Here is a 16,040-nt window from a genome sequence, read left to right as displayed (position 1 = left end):
GGCATGAGCTTTCTGACACCGCTGGCCTTCGCCCTTCTCGGCCTCTCGCTGCCCCTGGTGCTGCTCTACTTCCTCAAGGTGCGGCGTCGCGATCAGCGCGTGCCCAGCCTCCTGTTCTGGGAGACGACGCTGCACGACCGGCAGGCTTCGGCCTTCTTTCAGCGGTTACAGCGGGATCCGCTCCTCGTGCTCCAACTCCTGGCCTTGCTGGCGCTGACCCTGGCCCTGGCCCGGCCCGCGCTGACCATCATGGGGCACGGGGCTCGCAAGGTGGCGATCGTGCTCGACGCCTCGGCGTCGATGAAGTCCCGCGACAGTAGCGGGTCCCGGTTCGCGACGGCCCGCGCGGAAGCGGCGGCCCTCGTCGGTCGGCTGGGTGAGGGCGCCGAGGTCCTGGTGGTGGAGACCGGCGCGCACCCCCGGGTGCTGGCGCCGCTGTCGCGGGATCGCGACCGGGCGCTGGCCGCCATTCGCTCGGCCCAGGCGCGCGATCTGCCCAACCGGCTGCCCGAGGCGCTGCGGACGGCCCGGGCCCTCGTCGGCGCCGACCCCCGCGCCGAGATCTACGTGTTCACGGACGGCGCCTTCACGCTGTCCCAGGCGCCGGAGACGACCGATAGCCGGCTGCGCTGGATCGCTGTCGGGCGCGGCGGGCGCAACGTCGGCCTGACCAATCTGGCGGTCCGCAAGAGCTATCAGGGCGCGCTGGAATATCAGGCCTTCGCCTCACTGGTGAACTATTCCGCCGAGCCTCAGACCTTCACACTGCGGCTGGAGCTCGACGGCTCGCCGATCGCCGAACGCTCGTTGAGCCTCGAGCCCAACATCCGCCGGTCGGTCGTCCTGCCCTTCAGCCATACGGGGGGCGGCACGCTGAAGGCGGGTATCGACGTGCGCGACGACCTGGCATCGGACGACGTCGCCTTCGCGGTGCTCCCGCCCCCGCGCAAGATCCAGGTGCTGCTGGTCAGCCGCGGCAATCTGTTCCTCGAGAAGGTCCTCCGGACGGATCCCCAGGTTTCGCTGGAGGTCCGCACGCCTGATCAGTACGAGGGCGGCATGGCCGAGGCCGACATCGTCATGCTGGACTCGACGACGCCGGCCCGGGTCGGGCCGGGCCGCTTCTTCTTCGTCAACGTGGTTCCGCCCGACGTGCCGTTGGAGGTGTTGGGCCGCCTGGAGCGGCCGAGCATCATGGATTGGGACCGGTCCCACGCGGTCATGCGACACGTCGAGCTGGCCAAGGTGGTGATCGAGGACGCGCTGCGCATCCGGCCCCTGGCTCCGGGGCGGCCGCTGGTGGAGGCTATCGGCGGTCCGCTCGTCTACGCCCTGGAGGAGCCGGAACGGAAAGCGATCTTCATCGGCTTCGACCTGTTCAAGACAGACTTCCCCCTGCGGGTGGCCTTTCCGCTGATCCTGTCCAACAGCCTCCGCTGGCTGCACCCGGCCGCCCTCGATCAGTCTAGCCTGCAGCTGGCTACCGGGCAGCCCATCCTCCTGCCCGTAGAGCACGGGGTGAGCTCGGTGACGGTCACCACCCCGAGCGGTCGCACCATCAAGGCCCAGATCACCCGCGGCGTCGTGAGCTTCCCCGATACCGAGGACGTCGGCATCTATCGCTTCAACACGGCACGGGGCGAGATGCGCGTCGCCGTCAACCTGTCCAACGCCGAAGAGTCGAACGTCCAGCCCCGACCGCTGCCGACCTCCGCGAGCACGCCAACCGCGGCGACGGCGCCGGTGCCGGTGCACCGCGAGCTCTGGCAGCTGTTCGTCCTGCTGGCCGTGCTCCTGCTCCTGGTCGAAGCGCTGCTCTATTGGCGCCGGCAGAGCGGGCAGTGGCCGCTGCTGCCCCGGGCGTCCGGCGACCGCTGGGCCCTGGGATTGCGGGCCGCGCTGCTCGTCGTCCTGTGCTCCACGCTGCTGAAGCCGACCTTGCCGCGATTCGTCGATCGCCAGAACGTCGTCTTCCTCCTCGACCACTCGGACAGCGTCAGCCTGGCCGCGCGGGAACGGGCCTGGCGGTTCGCCGCCGAGTCCGTGAAGTCCATGCGCAGCGGCGACCGGGCGGGCGTGGTCGTCTTCGGGGAGGACGCCGTCGTCGATCAACCCCTGGCCAGTCGCACCACGCTGGAGCGGCCCAAGGCCGAGGTGGCCGGACGGGGGACGAACCTGTTCCAGGCTGTCCAGTTGGCCCTGGCCACGCTGCCACCCGGACACGCCAACCGGATCGTCATGCTCACCGACGGTCGTCAGACCAGCGGCACCGCCTTGGCCGCCGCCCAGGCCGCCAAGGCGGCCGGCGCGGACATCTATTATGTGCCGGCCCCGCTCACGTTCGAGCAGGAGGTGGTCGCCGAGTCGCTGGTCCTGCCACAGGAGGTGAAGTTCGGCGAACCCTTCCAGGCCAAGGTGGTGGCGTGGAGCCTCAAGGACACGCAGGGTCGCCTGTCCCTGTTCCGGAACGGCGAGTTCCTGGGCTCCCAGGTGGTCCGCCTCACCGCCGGCAAGAACGTCTTCAGCTATCGCCAGTCGCTGGATCACAGCGGGATCCACGTCTACCAGGCGGCGCTCGAGGTCGGCGGCGACACCATCGAGGACAACAACCGCGCGGTCGGAACGGTGGTCGTGCGCGGCCGGCCCCAGGTATTGCTCGCCGAGAAGGACAAGAGCCACGCCCGGTCCCTGGTCGCCGCCCTGCGCTCACAGAACATCGACGTGACCGTGGTCGAGGCCAGCGGGATCCCCAAGGACGTGGCGGGCTTGCAGAGGTACGACGGCCTCATTCTCTCCAACGTCTCCTCGCTCAAGCTCAGCCGATCCCAGATGGGCAACATCCGGGATTACGTCCGCGATTACGGGGGCGGCCTCATCATGGTTGGCGGCGAGGAGAGCTTCGGCCTGGGCGGCTACTATCGCACCCCGGTCGAGGAAGCCCTGCCGGTCACGATGGAGGTCAAGCAGAAGGTCGAGATCCCGAGTCTGGCCGTCGTCCTGTCGATCGACCGGTCGGGCTCGATGGCCATGTCGACCGGCGATGAGAAGGTCACCAAGCTCGACGTTGCCAAGGAGGCGGCCCACCTCGTCGTGGACCTCCTCGACGACCGCAACGAGGTCGGCGTGCAGAGCTGGGACACCGAGTTCCTCTGGGATTCCGCCATCCGGACGGCCCGCGACCGGGCGGCCGTCCACCACGCCATCGCCACGATCAAAGCCGGCGGGGGCACGGACGGGTATCCCGCGCTCAAGGACTCCTATTCGGTATTGTTCGAGCGTCCCGCGCTACTCAAGCACGTCATCTTCCTGTCCGATGGCCAGATGACGCGCGGCGACTTCAGCGGCCTCCTCCGCCGCATGGCCAAGGACAAGATCACCGTGTCGACGGTGGCCATCGGCAAGGACGCCGACCTGCAGCTCATGGTCGACATCGCCAAGTGGGGGCGGGGGCGGTTCTATTACACCGAGGACTCCCAGACGATCCCCCGCATCTTCACCCTGGAGACGCAACTGGCGTCCAAGGCCTCGTTGATCGAGCAGCCGTTCCGTCCCCAGCTCACCGCGCCGGCTCACGAGGCCATGCAGGACATCGACTGGCGCGCGGCGCCGCCGCTGGGCGGCTACGTGGCCACGACCGTGAAGGGCAGCGCCGAGCTCGTCCTCATGAGCCATCAGGAGGATCCCGTCCTGGCCACGTGGCGTTACGGACTGGGGCGGACGGCGGCGTTCACCTCCGACGCCAAGGCCAAGTGGGGCGTCCTGTGGCTGCGCTGGCGGGACTTCAACAAGTTTTGGGCCCAGCTCACCCGGTGGACGCTGCGGAGCTCCTCGCGCTCGGATACCGTCGCCCTGGTGGAGCGCCGCGACGGCATGGGTGAGGTCGTGGTCGATGCCGTCGACGCCAAAGGGGAGTTCATCAACTTCCTCGATTCGCAGGTCGGCGTCGTGGCGCCCAATCGTGAGCGCACGGTCATCGATCTCGAGCAGGTGGCGCCCGGCAAGTACCGGGGCCGCTTTCCGGCCCCTCAGGAGGGGGTCTACCTGATCGGGACCGCCCAGCGCCGGAACGATCGCGTGATCGGCTCGCAACTGGCCGGACTGGTGATACCGTATGCTCAAGAGCTCCGGGACCTCGGGGTGGACGAGACGGCCCTGCGGGAGCTGGCCGAGCTGTCCAACGGCGGCCCGCTCGGCCAGCCGCGCGAGGCATTTTTGAAGTCACGCCGCCAATCCCGGATTCCCGTCGACGTGTGGCCCTGGCTGGTCGGGGCGGTGGCGGTGCTGTTGATTCCGGAGATCGCGCTGCGGCGGCTCGGCGCCGGAACCGTGCGGTGGGTGACGGCGCTCCGGCCCCGGCGTCGCGGAGCTCGACCAGCGGAGGGAGGGCGTGATGGTACGTGACCTCCGGCACCGGTTCGCACTCTTGACTGTCGTGCTGACGGTCCTGGTAATGCAGCAGCCGGCCGGGGCCGCCCCCGCGGTCAAGACGCACGTCGTGCTCGTGGTTCCGTTCGACGCGGCGGCCGCCGGGCCGGACTGGTCCTGGACGGGGCAGGGAGTGGCCGAGGTACTACGCCTGGGGCTGACCCAGCACGCGGGGGTCGTCCAGATCGACCCGGCCCGGCTCAAGGCATTCGGGCAGCCGGAGGCCTGGGGCGAGGGTGCCGTGGGCCAGGCCGCCCGCTCTCTAGGCGCCGACATGGCCCTGTTCGGAACAGTGGTCCGGGTCGGCTCCGACCTCACCGTGAACGCCCGGCTGCTCAACGTGAAGGCCGCCGGAGGCGACGCGCTGGGGCTGGAACCCTTGACTGTTCCTGCCGATGAGCTGGCCACCCGGTTGCCGGCCCTCGTCATTGCCTACATCCGAACCATGAAGGTGACGCTGAGCGAGGCCGACACGGCCCGCATCGAGAAGGCGACACGCCCCACCACATCGGTCCGCGCGCTGGAGCTGTACTCGCGGAGCCAGCAGGCGGCCGCTCGCGGCGGTCAAGAAGGCAACGAGAGCGCGGCCGATCTTCTGGCGCGGGCCATCGAGGCCGACCCCAACTTCGTGGTGGCGCAGTACTCGCTGGGGCGGGTGCATCAAGCCCTCGGCAACCGCTGGAAGGCGGCCGCCCAGTACCGGGCGGCCACACAGCTCGACGCGACGTATCCCGAGCCCTACAAGGCGTTGGGAGATCTGCTCCTGTCCGCGCCCCGGCGGCTGTTCGACCAGGCGGTGGAGGCGTATCAGAAGGCCATCGAGCGCCGTCCGTTCTACGCCGAGGCGCATGTCGGACTGGGCGACGCGCTCGCCGCCAAAGGGGACGTGGACGGCGCCATCAACGCGTATCAGCGGGCCCTGACCTTCAACGCGGTCAGTCCCCGCGTCCACGTGAGCCTCGGGAAGATCTATCACAGCGAAAAGGGTCTCTACTATGAATCGGTGAACGCCTACAAGCGCGCGATCGAGCTGGACCCGCGGTCCGTCGAGGCGCGGATGGGGCTGGGCGAGGTCTACGAGGAGAAAGGACTGTACAAGGAGGCCATCGAGGAGTACGGGCGGGTGATCGAGGCCGAGCCCGCGCACGCGGAGGCGCTCTACAACCTGGCCCTCGTCTACGAGAAGGTGGATCCGCGGGAAGCGATCGCCCAGTGGGAGCGCTACATCGCATTGGCCTCACAGATCCCCGCCCAGAAGGACTGGGTCGATGTCGCTCGTCAGCACCTTCGCAAGCTGAAGAGCCAGCTCAAGGACTAGCCAGTAGCCGCTCCAGTCGGGTCTTGTCGAAGCCGACGACGACCTGACCGTCGACCACGATGACGGGGATGGACATCCGTCCGGTGAGGCGGGCCAGTTCTTCCCTGGCTTCGGCGCTCTCGACGACGTTCACGTCCCGATACGGGACACCCTGAGACGAAAGAAACTCTTTCGCCGCGCGGCAGGGGCCTCAGGTGGGGCTGGAGTACACAACGACATCACGGGCCATAGTCTGCTCCTCCGATTTGTGGCGTCGGGCTGGGCAGCCTCCGTATGATCGTATCTTAGGATGCCAGGATCCGGGGCGTCGGTTCGGCAGCCGGTTGGCATGCGGGAGGACACGTGGACGAGCTGAGAAAGGATCCGACACGCGGGCGCTGGGTGCTGGTCAGGCCCAAGCCGCGGCTCGAAGCAGACGGAGAGTGTCCCTACTGTCCGGGCAACGAAGGCCCGACGACGGAGATCGCCGCCTACCGCGACAATGGCGCCCCCCCGGGCGGGCCCGGCTGGACGGTGAGGGTCGTGCCCGCCGCCGATCCCTACTTCCGTATCGAGCGAGAGCTCATCCGCGAGGGTGTCGGCATGTTCGACATGATCACGCCCCGGGGCGCGGGCGAGCTCATTCTGGAGTCCCCCCGTCACGACGACACCCTGGCCACGATGGACCCGAGCCAGATCGAGGCGGTCCTGTGGATGTACCGCGACCGGATCCTCGATCTCAAGCGGGATAGCCAGATCCGCGACATCCTGGTGCTGCGACACCACAAGAAGGTCGGTGTCCCGCCGCATCATCCCTACTCCCGGGTGACCGCTATTCCGATCGTCTTCGACGAGACCCGGCGCGAGCTGCGAGAGGCCCGCGAATACTACCAGTACAAGCGCCGCTGCCTCTACTGCGACATGGTGCGTCAGGAGATCGCCGCCGAGGAGCGGGTGATCAAAATGACGCCAGCTTTCGTCGTTCTGGTTCCATACGCCGCCCGGGCCTCGCTGGAGACCTGGATCCTCCCACGGCGGCACGCCTGCACGTACGAGGAGGCCGTTACACCGCAGACGGCCGGTGATCTGGCCCTCCTGCTGTCCCAGTACTTCCGGACACTGGCCAAGAGTTTCGGCGACCCCGGGTACGAGATGGTCCTGCACAACGCCCCGAATCTGAAGTCCCGGATCCTGCAGGGCGATTGGGCCACCATCCGGGACGACTACCACTGGCACATCGAGGTCGTCGCCAATCCTGAGCGGACGAACCGGGTCGGTGGCATCTTCGTGAACGAGAAGCCCCCGGAGGCGACCGCGGCCGAGCTCAGGGAGGCCTGGGAAGGCTAAGTTCGACGAGGTTTTGCTTGACACCTCCTGTGTCTGGTGTCAAACTCCGACTGAAAAGGTCGCCGATAGATGCTTCGGTTCACCAAGCGCGCCGACTACGGCCTGATGGCGATCCACTACATCGCTGTCCACGAGGACGGCGGCGCGGTCAGCGCCAAGCGTATCGCCGAGGAGTTCGGGATCCCGCCGGAGCTGCTGGCCAAGATTCTCCAGCGGCTGGCGCGTGAGCGGTTGATCGTCAGCCAGAACGGTCCCAAGGGCGGCTACGTTCTGGCGCGCCGGCCGAGCGAGGTCACGATCGGGCAGGTGGTCAGGGCGCTGGAAGGCCCGATCAACATCGTCAGCTGCCTGGAGGACGCCGATTGCCCGCAGATGGAGCGCTGCAACCTGCGGCGCCCGGTCCAGAAGATCCAGGCGGCCATCACCCAGCTGCTGGATACCATGAGCCTGGCCGAGCTGGTCGGCGAGGACGTGCCAACGCTGCTTGCCATCAAGGGATGACGGCACGGGGATCGGATCCATGGCCCTGAAGTTCCCCATCTTTCTGGACGCCCAGTCGACCACCCCCTGCGACCCGCGCGTGGTCGAGGCTATGATGCCCTACTTCACCGAGAAGTTCGGGCATCCGGCCAGCCGCAGCCACGCCTTCGGCTGGGAAGCGGAGGCCGCCTGCGACGCGGCCCGCGCCAGCATCGCCCGGCTGATCGGCGCCCGCGACGCCAAGGAGGTCGTGTTCACCTCGGGCGGCACGGAGTCGATCAATCTCGCCCTCAAAGGTGTGGCCGAGATGTACCGGGAGAAGGGCAGCCACATCGTCACCACCGCGATCGAGCAGCGGGCCGGGCTCGACACCTGCAAGCGCCTGGAGCGGCAGGGCTTCCAGGTGACGTACGTGCCCGTGCGGCCCAACGGGCTGGTCGACGTCGCGGACATCGCCCGAGCCCTCACCGACAAGACGATTCTCATCTCGGCGATGTTCGCCAACAACGAGATCGGCACCATCCAGGACGTGGCGGCCATCGGGAAGCTCGCCAAGGAGCGGGCTGTCCTCTTCCACACCGACGCCACCCAGGCGGTCGGCAAGATCCCCATCGACGTGGAGGCGATGGGGATCGACCTGCTGTCGTGTACCGCGCATCTGCTGTACGGACCCAAAGGGGTGGGCGCGCTCTACGTCCGTCGCAAGGCGCCCCGGGTTCGCCTGGCCGCACTGTTCGACGGTGGCGGCCACGAGCGCGGGATGCGCCCCGGCACGCTTCCGGTTCCGCTCTGCGTGGGGTTCGGCAAAGCGGCTGAGATCTGCCAGGAGGTCATGCCGGCCGAGAGCGAGCGGCTGCGGACGTTGCGTGACCGGCTGCAAGATCTCATCCTCTCCAATGTCGACGAGGCGTACCTCAACGGCGACCCCGACCGCCGGCTGCCTCACAACGTGAACGTCTCGTTCGCGTACGTGGAGGGGGAATCGGTGCTGATGGGCTTGAACAAAGAGACCGCGCTCAGCTCTGGCTCGGCGTGCACGTCGGCGACGCTGGAGCCGTCGTACGTGATCGCCGCCCTGGGCGCCAGCGCCGAGCTCGCCCACTCGTCGATCCGGTTCAGTCTCCACCGGTTCAGCACCGAGGAGGAGATCGACTGGGTCGGGCGGCGGACGGTCGACGTCGTCAAACGGCTGCGCGACATGTCGCCGCTCTACGAGCTGGCCAGGGAAGGGATCGATCTGAAGTCCATCCAGTGGAAGGCCGATTAGGGGGCGGGCCATGGCCTACAGCGAGAAGGTCGTCGACCACTACAACAACCCGCGGAACGTCGGGTCCTTCGCCAAGGACATGCCGAACGTGGGGACCGGGCTCGTAGGGGCTCCGGAGTGCGGCGACGTCATGAAGCTCCAGATCAAGGTGAACCCCACAACCGGTGTCATCGAGGACGCCAGGTTCAAGACCTTCGGGTGCGGCAGCGCCATCGCGTCCTCGAGCCTCGCCACTGAGTGGTTGAAGGGCAAGACGCTGGACGAAGCGGCCAAGATCCGGAACACGGAGATCGTGAACGAGCTCAAGCTGCCGCCCGTCAAGATCCACTGTTCGGTGCTGGCCGAGGACGCGATCAAGGCCGCGCTGGCCGACTATCAGGCCAGGCACAGCGCCGTGACGGCGGCAACGTAGGGACCGGGAGGTCGAGTGCGATGGCGGTGTCACTGACGGAAACGGCCGTGCAGCAGGTGCGGGAGCTCAAGCGGGCCCAGAGCCTGGGCGACGAGGTCTTTCTCAGGATGGGGGTCCGGGGCGGTGGCTGCTCGGGGATGTCGTATGCCCTGGAGTTCGACACCGAGAAGACCGCCCACGACCGGGAGTTCGTCGTGGACGGGATCACCGTCGTCGTCGACAAGAAGAGCTATCTGTACTTGAACGGGACCACGCTGGACTACGTCAAGCAGGGGCTCACCGGCGGCTTCGCGTTCGTGAACCCGAACGCGAAATCGACCTGTGGCTGTGGGTCGTCGTTCTCGGGGTAGGCGGCCCGGCGAGCGTCGTCGAACGGGCCCGCCGGCGGGCCCGTTCATTTTTTAGGGGGGCAGGGTTACGACTCAGACCGACCAGCGAATCAGCTCCGCGGGTGATCGCGGCGGGGCCGCCGTGCGAGCCGAGGCGCGCCGTGCCGCGAGGCGAGCGGTGAAATGATCGAGGCGGGTGAGGGCCCGGGTGCCCGTGCCCTGTCAATGACAGACTACTTCCAGGTCTTCGGGCTACCCCGCCGCCTGGGGGTCGACGCCGAAGCGCTACAGCGGCGGTTCTACGAGCTGTCACGCCGTTACCATCCCGATTTCCACGGCTCCGCTGCCCCCGAAGACCAGGCCCGCGTGCTGGAGACGTCGGCGCGACTGAACGCCGCGTATCGGGTCTTGCGCGACCCCATGGCGCGCATCGAATACCTGGTGCAGCTCGAAGACGGCCGCGAGACCGGTGATGGCGGCGCCGCGCAGCCGGCGGCGCCCCCGGAGTTGCTCGGCGAGATGTTCGAGATCCAGGAAGCGCTGGCCGAGGCGCGGGCCGGCCAGCTCGACGCGGCCGCACGCCGCGCGCTCCGCGAGCAGCGCGAACGGCTGATCGCCCGGCGCCGGGACGAGGAGGTCCGGCTCAGCGGCCCCTTGACCGCGGCCTGGGACACCGCCGTTCCGGGTGAACGGCCCGCCCTGCTCGAGCAGCTCAAGCGGGGACTGGCCGTGCGCGCGTACCTCAAGACGGTCATCGACGATCTCGGCGAGACCCTGCGCGAAGCCGAGGCGGTCTAGTCGTGGAGCGCATCGTCGGCATCGACCTGGGCACGACCAATAGCCTGATCGCCTACGTGGACGACGGTGGCGGTGGGCTGCCCCGGGTCATCGCCGATACCGAAGGCCGGCCCCTCTTGCCGTCGATCGTCGCCTTCACGCCGGCCGGCATCGTGGTCGGCGACGCCGCCAGGCGGTATCTGGTTCGCCGCCCCGACGCCACCGTCTACTCGGTGAAGCGCCTCATGGGGCGCGGCTACGACGATGTCAAGGACGAGCTCGGATACTTTCCGTTCGCCGTGCAGCCGTCCGACGGGATCGTCCGGCTCGCGGTCGGCGATCGCCTGGTCACGCCTCCCGAGGTGTCGGCCATCATCCTGCGGAGCCTCAAGGAGCGGGCGGAGGCCCACTTCGGTGAGCCCGTGCACAAGGCCGTGATCACGGTCCCCGCCTACTTCAACGACAGCCAGCGCGCGGCCACCCGGGACGCCGGACGGATCGCCGGCCTCGACGTGGTGCGCATCCTGAACGAGCCGACCGCCGCCTCCCTGGCCTACGGTCTGCACCACCTCCCGGACGGCGTCATCGCCGTCTACGACCTGGGCGGGGGGACCTTCGACATCTCCATTCTCCGCGTCAAGGACGGCATCTTCGAAGTGCTGGCGACCAATGGCAACACCCGCCTGGGCGGCGACGACTTCGACCGGGCCCTCGTGGCCTGGTTGCTCGACGATCTCCGGCGGCGTCACGGCGTCGACGTGGCCGGGGACGCCCAAGCGATCCAGGAGCTGCGGCTCGGCGCCGAGGCCGCCAAGGTGCGACTGTCGACCGAGGAGCGGACCACGCTCACCATTCCCTTCGACGACCTCACCTATCGGGTGGAGATCAAGCGGACCGAGGTGGAGCGGCTCCTCGAGCCGCTGGTCGCGCTCACGCTGGAGCCCTGCCGCCTGGCCCTGTCCGACGCCGGCCTGCCCCCCGCGCAGATCGACGAGGTCGTGCTGGTGGGCGGCTCCACGCGCGTGCCGCTGGTCCGGCGTCGCGTCGAGGAGCTGTTCGGCCGCACCCCGCATAGCCGGCTGAGCCCGGACGAGGTGGTGGCGCTGGGCGCGGCCGTGCAGGCCCATATCCTGGCCGGCGGCATCACCAGCATGCTGCTGCTCGACGTGACGCCCCTGTCGCTGGGGATCGAGACGTTGGGGGGGATCGTCAGCGTCCTCATTCCCCGCAACACCACCATCCCCACCAGTGCCCGCGAACTGTTCACGACGTCGGTGGACGGGCAGACGGTCGTCGACCTGCACGTGGTGCAGGGGGAGCGCGAGCTGGCCGGAGACTGTCGGTCCCTCGCCCGCTTCGAGCTCCGGGGGATCGACCCCATGCCGGCGGGGATGCCCAAGCTGGAGGTGACGTTCCTCATCGATGCCGACGGCATCCTCCGGGTCACGGCCAAGGAGTTGCGGACGGGGAAGGCGGCGGCCATCGACGTGAAGCCGACCTACGGGCTCAGCGAGGCCGACGTCGAACGCATGGTGGACGAGTCCTTCCAGTACGCCGAGGCCGACGTGGAGACCCGGATGCTGATCGAGGTCTGCAACGAGGCCGATACCGTCATGACGCACGTCCGCCGCGCCCTCAAGCAGGGCGGGCACCTGGCCACGCCCACCGACGTCGCCCGGATCACGGCCGCCCTCGAGGCGTTGGAACGGGCGCGGGAGACGGCCGATCGCGATCTGATCCGCGCCCGGACCGGCGAGCTGAATCGTGTGACCGAGGGCCTGGCCCAGGCGCTGATGGATGCGGCGCTCCGGACGGCCCTGGGAACCCGGCGGGCGGCGGAAATCCTGGGAACGGACTGATGGCCGTGCATCGCGTGACCTTCTTGCCCCTGAACGTCACCGTCGAGGTCGACGACGCGAAGTACCCCCTGGCCGATCACGGCAAGCCGGGGTCGCTCCTGGGCGTCGCCCTCGCCCACCACATCGGCCTCGAGCACAACTGTGGGGGCAACTGCGCCTGCACGACGTGCCACGTGATCGTGAGGGAGGGCGACAAGAACCTCTCGGAGATGGAGGCGGACGAGGAGGATCGCCTGGACACGGCGACAGGGCTCACGATCCACTCGCGCCTGGGCTGCCAGGCGGTGGTGCAGGGAGACGTGGTGGTGGAGATTCCGAGTTGACGCTGAAGCTGACGTGGCGGGACGCGGAGGAGCTCGGGATCGCCTTGTCCGAGCGCTTCCCCGACACCGATCCGCTGGCGGTGCGGTTCACCGACCTCCACCGCTGGGTGACCGAGCTGCCCGGATTCACCGACGATCCCAAGGTGTCTACCGAGGCCGCCCTCGAGAAGATCCAGATGGCGTGGCTGGAGGAGTACCGGAACCGATGAGCGGCGTCGGCCGGGGGTGGTGGAGGCTGTTCGACCACGAGGTCGGTGCCGACCGATGCCTCGCGCTTGGCCATCGACCCGCGAGGGCTGAACACGCCAGGGAAACGGGTCTCACAGCATCCACCACCCCCGGCCGACGCCACTCTCGGTCCGATCTACCATGTGACGACGTGGTCGGAGGCGAAGATCAGGTCCAGCAGGCCGGCGTAGGAGAGGTCGTCCGGGACCCGGAGGACCCGCACGGCCGGGGGCAGGGCCGGCGGCAGGGCGCCGTGCAGCAGCGCCACCGTCACCGCCTCATGCGCTGCGAGTTGTTGGCCGATGGTGGTGAGGAGCATCTCGGTGTGGTCGCCTTTCACCAGATGGAGCATCGCTGCCATCAGAAGACCAGGGTTCGGCCGGCGCCCCGCAGGAGGGCCGCGATGCGGTCTCGGCTGACCGGGACGATGGGATGTTTGTCCGCGTTCCAGGTGGGATCGGTGGGCACCGCCGTCGCCTCCACCTGGAACGTCACGCCCAGGTCCCGGAGGGTGGCGCGGAACCTGGCGATCTCATCGCCGTCCACCAGGGCCTCGGTGTCCTCGTCCAGGAGATGCACGCCTGAGCCGGTGAGCACGAAGGCGACCTGGTTCTCGCCGGCCACGATACCGGTGCCGATGCGCATCGCCTCGAAGGCCCGGTGGCTGACGCGCGGGTCGGCAGAGATCACGACGACGACGGGGTGGGAGCCGGCCACGGCGGGGTCAGTTCAGCGCGATGAATCGATCGGTCGCGTTGATGATGTCGGTCAGGACGACCAGGCCACAGTAGGTCAGGTCCGAAGATTCCTGGAGGGCGATGCGACGTTTCTGGCAGCCATAGGCGCACACGAAGAGCTTGGCTCCCCGCGCCGGCAGGGCGCGGATCCGGACGTCGCTCACCACGCGAACGCCGTCGTCGATGAGGTACATGTAGAGGTCGGTGCCGTTGTCCAGCGCGGCGGCGGCGAGCCCGAGCGCCGTCTCCACGTTGGGGTGTTCGGGGCCGGTCGAGAGCAGCAGGCCGAGCTTCCTCCGGGCCGGTGCCATCGCCGCGCGAGCCTAGCACCCGGCAGGGACCGGAGCAACCGATGAGCCGCCGCGTGTACCTCGACCACAACGCGTCGACCCCGGTCCACCCGGACGTCGTGGCCGCGATGCTGCCGTATTTCACCGAGCGCTTCGGCAACCCCTCCAGCGTCCACGCCTTCGGTCGTGAGGCCCGGGACGCCGTCGACGGGGCCCGAGAGCGGATCGCGGGCTTTCTGGGCGCGACGCCCGAGGAGATCGTCTTCACGTCGGGCGGTACGGAGTCGGACAACCTGGGCATCAAGGGCCTGGCCCTGGCCGGTCCCCGGGGCCATCTCATCACCACGCAGATCGAGCACCACGCGGTGCTGCGCACCTGCCAGGCCCTGGAGGCCGACGGATTCGCCGTGACGTACCTGCCGGTGGACCAGAATGGCCTGGTCGATCCCGACGACGTCAAACGGGCGATCCGGCCCGACACCGTCGCCATCAGCGTCATGCACGCCAACAGCGAGATCGGCACCGTGCAGCCGATCGCGGCCATCGGCGCGATCGCCCGTGAGCGCGGCGTCGCCGTCCACGTCGACGCCGTCCAGACCTTCGGGAAGATTCCCGTGGACCCGGACGAAGCGGGCATCGACGTGATGTCGGTCTCCTCGCACAAGATCTACGGCCCCAAGGGAGTGGGGGCCCTCTACATTCGCCGCGGGATGCGCATGGTGGCGATCCAGCATGGCGGCGAGCACGAGCGGCGGCGCCGGGCCGGTACGGAGAACGTGCCGGCCATCGTGGGCTTCGGCAGAGCCGTGGAGATCCGGGCTCGGACGATGCAGGTGGAGGCCGAGCGGCTGCGGCCCCTGCGCGACCGGCTCGGCGATGGCGTCCGGGCCCGCGTCGATGACGTCCGCCTCAGCGGGCACGCCGTCGAGCGGCTGCCGGGCACGGTGAATCTCGCCTTCCGCCAAGTGGAGTCGGAGTCCATCGTCCTCGGTCTCGACCTCAAGGGCGTCGCCGTGTCGGCCGGCTCGGCGTGCATGTCGGGCCATGTGGAGCCGTCCCATGTGCTGACCGCGCTGGGCCTGCCGCGGCCCTGGGCGATGGGAGCCGTGCGGTTCTCGCTGGGCTCGGCGACCACGGCCGAGGATGTCGACTTCGTGATCGAGTGCATCGACAGCGTCGTGGGCAAGCTCCGGCGGGTCAGGCCCACGGGGACGGTATGAGGTACAGTGCGACGGTGATCGATCACTTTCTGAACCCACGCAACGCCGGGCTTATGCGTCAGCCCGACGCGGTGGGCGAGGGCGAGTACGCGGGGTGCGGCGACCTCGCGCGGTTCTTCCTCCGGGTGCGGGCCGGCCGGGCCACCGAGTTGCGCTTCCAGGCCTACGGTTGCGGCCCCACCATCGCCGCGGCCAGCGTGGCCAGCGAGCGGATGGCCGGGCGCGCGGTCGAGGATCTGCTGCACGTCAAGGCCCAGGAGATCGAGCAGGCGCTGGACGGCCTGCCTGAGGATCGCCGGCACGCGGCCGACGTGGTGGCGCAGGCGCTGCAGGCCGCCGCTCACGACTGGCGCCGGCGGGAGGACCACCGTGTTTGAGGCGATCCGTCGAGACGTACGAGCCGTGCTGGACCGCGACCCGGCCGCTCGGTCGGCCCTGGAGGTCGTGCTCTGTTATTCCGGGGTCCACGTGCTGATCTTTCACCGCGTCGCCCATCGGCTCTGGCACCGCGGGTGGACCACGTCGGCGCGGTTCCTCATGCAGATTGCGCGCTTCCTGACCGGGATCGAGATCCATCCGGCGGCCAAGCTGGGCCCCGGGCTCTTCATCGATCACGGCATGGGAGTCGTGATCGGGGAGACAGCCGAAATCGGTGAGAACGTGACGTTGTTGCAAGGGGTGACCCTGGGCGGGACGAGCCTCATGCGGGAGAAGCGCCATCCCACCCTGGGCAACGGCGTCGTGGTGGGGGCAGGGGCCAAGATCATCGGCGCCTTCAAGATCGGCGACGGCAGCCGCATCGGCGCCGGCTCGGTGGTGGTACGCGAGGTTCCGCCGAACTCCGTTGTGGTCGGCGTGCCCGGGCGCGTAACATACCGCGACGGCCAGAGGGTCGCCGGGGCCATCGATCTGAACCAGACGGATCTTCCCGATCCCGTGGCCAAGGCCATCGAGCAACTCATGGAGCGCCTGCGGGTCCTCGAAGCGGAGGTCGACTCCCTGCGGAGGACGGCTGAATCTGAACGGTTCGAATGAGTCAAGGAGGGGGG

17 protein-coding genes and 1 pseudogene are annotated in these 16,040 nt (G+C 68.7%); 14 read left to right on the top strand and 4 right to left on the bottom strand.

Annotated elements, in window-relative coordinates; translation table 11 throughout:
* The first annotated feature begins 3 nt into the window (after positions 1-3).
* Together VFR64_15930 and VFR64_15925 are read left to right on the top strand one after the other, a co-directional pair.
* Positions 4-4,401, top strand: coding sequence for a VWA domain-containing protein (locus VFR64_15930; protein ID HET9491228.1), 4,398 nt, complete (start codon positions 4-6; stop codon positions 4,399-4,401).
* Complete coding sequence (locus tag VFR64_15925; protein ID HET9491227.1) at positions 4,391-5,743, top strand: tetratricopeptide repeat protein; 1,353 nt, start codon at positions 4,391-4,393, stop codon at positions 5,741-5,743. Before VFR64_15930 ends, VFR64_15925 begins: the two co-directional genes overlap by 11 nt.
* On the opposite strand, the pseudogene VFR64_15920 reads toward VFR64_15925, so the two are convergent.
* Positions 5,733-5,918, bottom strand: a pseudogene (locus VFR64_15920) (glutaredoxin domain-containing protein). The gene VFR64_15925 and the pseudogene VFR64_15920 sit on opposite strands and share 11 nt — an antisense overlap.
* Before the next feature lie 167 nt (positions 5,919-6,085).
* Between VFR64_15920 and VFR64_15915 the strand changes: the two are divergent.
* The 9 genes from VFR64_15915 to iscX all read left to right on the top strand — a co-directional run bounded on the left by VFR64_15915 (position 6,086) and on the right by iscX (position 12,725).
* Entirely contained in the window at positions 6,086-7,069 is a 984-nt protein-coding gene (locus VFR64_15915; protein HET9491226.1) for a galactose-1-phosphate uridylyltransferase, read from the top strand.
* A 69-nt stretch (positions 7,070-7,138) separates the two neighbouring features.
* Positions 7,139-7,570, top strand: coding sequence for an Rrf2 family transcriptional regulator (locus VFR64_15910; GenBank protein HET9491225.1), 432 nt, complete (start codon positions 7,139-7,141; stop codon positions 7,568-7,570).
* Positions 7,571-7,589: 19 nt separating this feature from the next.
* On the top strand, positions 7,590-8,816 hold the full coding sequence (locus VFR64_15905) for an IscS subfamily cysteine desulfurase (protein ID HET9491224.1): 1,227 nt from the start codon (positions 7,590-7,592) through the stop codon (positions 8,814-8,816).
* 10 nt (positions 8,817-8,826) lie between these two features.
* Entirely contained in the window at positions 8,827-9,228 is a 402-nt protein-coding gene (gene iscU, locus VFR64_15900; protein ID HET9491223.1) for a Fe-S cluster assembly scaffold IscU, read from the top strand.
* A 20-nt stretch (positions 9,229-9,248) separates the two neighbouring features.
* Positions 9,249-9,578, top strand: a complete 330-nt coding sequence (locus tag VFR64_15895; GenBank protein HET9491222.1) for an iron-sulfur cluster assembly accessory protein — start codon at positions 9,249-9,251, stop codon at positions 9,576-9,578.
* 204 nt (positions 9,579-9,782) lie between these two features.
* A complete protein-coding gene (hscB, locus tag VFR64_15890; GenBank protein ID HET9491221.1) occupies positions 9,783-10,355 on the top strand; it encodes a Fe-S protein assembly co-chaperone HscB in 573 nt (190 codons plus the stop codon).
* Between the two features lie 2 nt (positions 10,356-10,357).
* Complete coding sequence (gene dnaK / locus VFR64_15885) at positions 10,358-12,193, top strand: molecular chaperone DnaK (GenBank protein HET9491220.1); 1,836 nt, start codon at positions 10,358-10,360, stop codon at positions 12,191-12,193.
* Complete coding sequence (locus VFR64_15880; protein HET9491219.1) at positions 12,193-12,516, top strand: 2Fe-2S iron-sulfur cluster-binding protein; 324 nt, start codon at positions 12,193-12,195, stop codon at positions 12,514-12,516. Before dnaK ends, VFR64_15880 begins: the two co-directional genes overlap by 1 nt.
* On the top strand, positions 12,513-12,725 hold the full coding sequence (gene iscX, locus VFR64_15875) for a Fe-S cluster assembly protein IscX (protein ID HET9491218.1): 213 nt from the start codon (positions 12,513-12,515) through the stop codon (positions 12,723-12,725). The genes VFR64_15880 and iscX overlap by 4 nt, the downstream gene beginning before the upstream one ends.
* 155 nt (positions 12,726-12,880) lie before the next feature.
* Here iscX and VFR64_15870 read toward each other — a convergent pair whose 3' ends face one another.
* From VFR64_15870 to VFR64_15860, 3 genes are read right to left on the bottom strand one after another with little or no spacing between them, the layout of a single operon-like run.
* Positions 12,881-13,096, bottom strand: coding sequence for a hypothetical protein (locus VFR64_15870; protein HET9491217.1), 216 nt, complete (start codon positions 13,094-13,096; stop codon positions 12,881-12,883).
* Between the two features lie 8 nt (positions 13,097-13,104).
* Positions 13,105-13,461: a hypothetical protein gene (locus VFR64_15865; protein HET9491216.1), complete on the bottom strand. Its 357-nt coding sequence runs from the start codon at positions 13,459-13,461 to the stop codon at positions 13,105-13,107.
* A gap of 7 nt (positions 13,462-13,468) precedes the next feature.
* On the bottom strand, positions 13,469-13,792 hold the full coding sequence (locus VFR64_15860; protein ID HET9491215.1) for a DsrE family protein: 324 nt from the start codon (positions 13,790-13,792) through the stop codon (positions 13,469-13,471).
* Between the two features lie 41 nt (positions 13,793-13,833).
* Here VFR64_15860 and VFR64_15855 point away from each other — a divergent pair, with 41 nt between their 5' ends.
* The 3 genes from VFR64_15855 to cysE are packed head-to-tail and all read left to right on the top strand — an operon-like array spanning position 13,834 to position 16,026.
* Positions 13,834-14,991: a cysteine desulfurase family protein gene (locus VFR64_15855; GenBank protein ID HET9491214.1), complete on the top strand. Its 1,158-nt coding sequence runs from the start codon at positions 13,834-13,836 to the stop codon at positions 14,989-14,991.
* Entirely contained in the window at positions 14,988-15,368 is a 381-nt protein-coding gene (locus tag VFR64_15850; GenBank protein HET9491213.1) for an iron-sulfur cluster assembly scaffold protein, read from the top strand. Before VFR64_15855 ends, VFR64_15850 begins: the two co-directional genes overlap by 4 nt.
* Positions 15,361-16,026, top strand: coding sequence for a serine O-acetyltransferase (cysE, locus tag VFR64_15845; protein HET9491212.1), 666 nt, complete (start codon positions 15,361-15,363; stop codon positions 16,024-16,026). Before VFR64_15850 ends, cysE begins: the two co-directional genes overlap by 8 nt.
* Positions 16,027-16,040: the final 14 nt, after the last annotated feature.

The organism is Candidatus Methylomirabilota bacterium (assembly GCA_035709005.1).
Taxonomy (GTDB): Bacteria; Methylomirabilota; Methylomirabilia; order Rokubacteriales; family CSP1-6; genus 40CM-4-69-5.
This window is presented reverse-complemented; position numbering and strand designations above follow the sequence as displayed.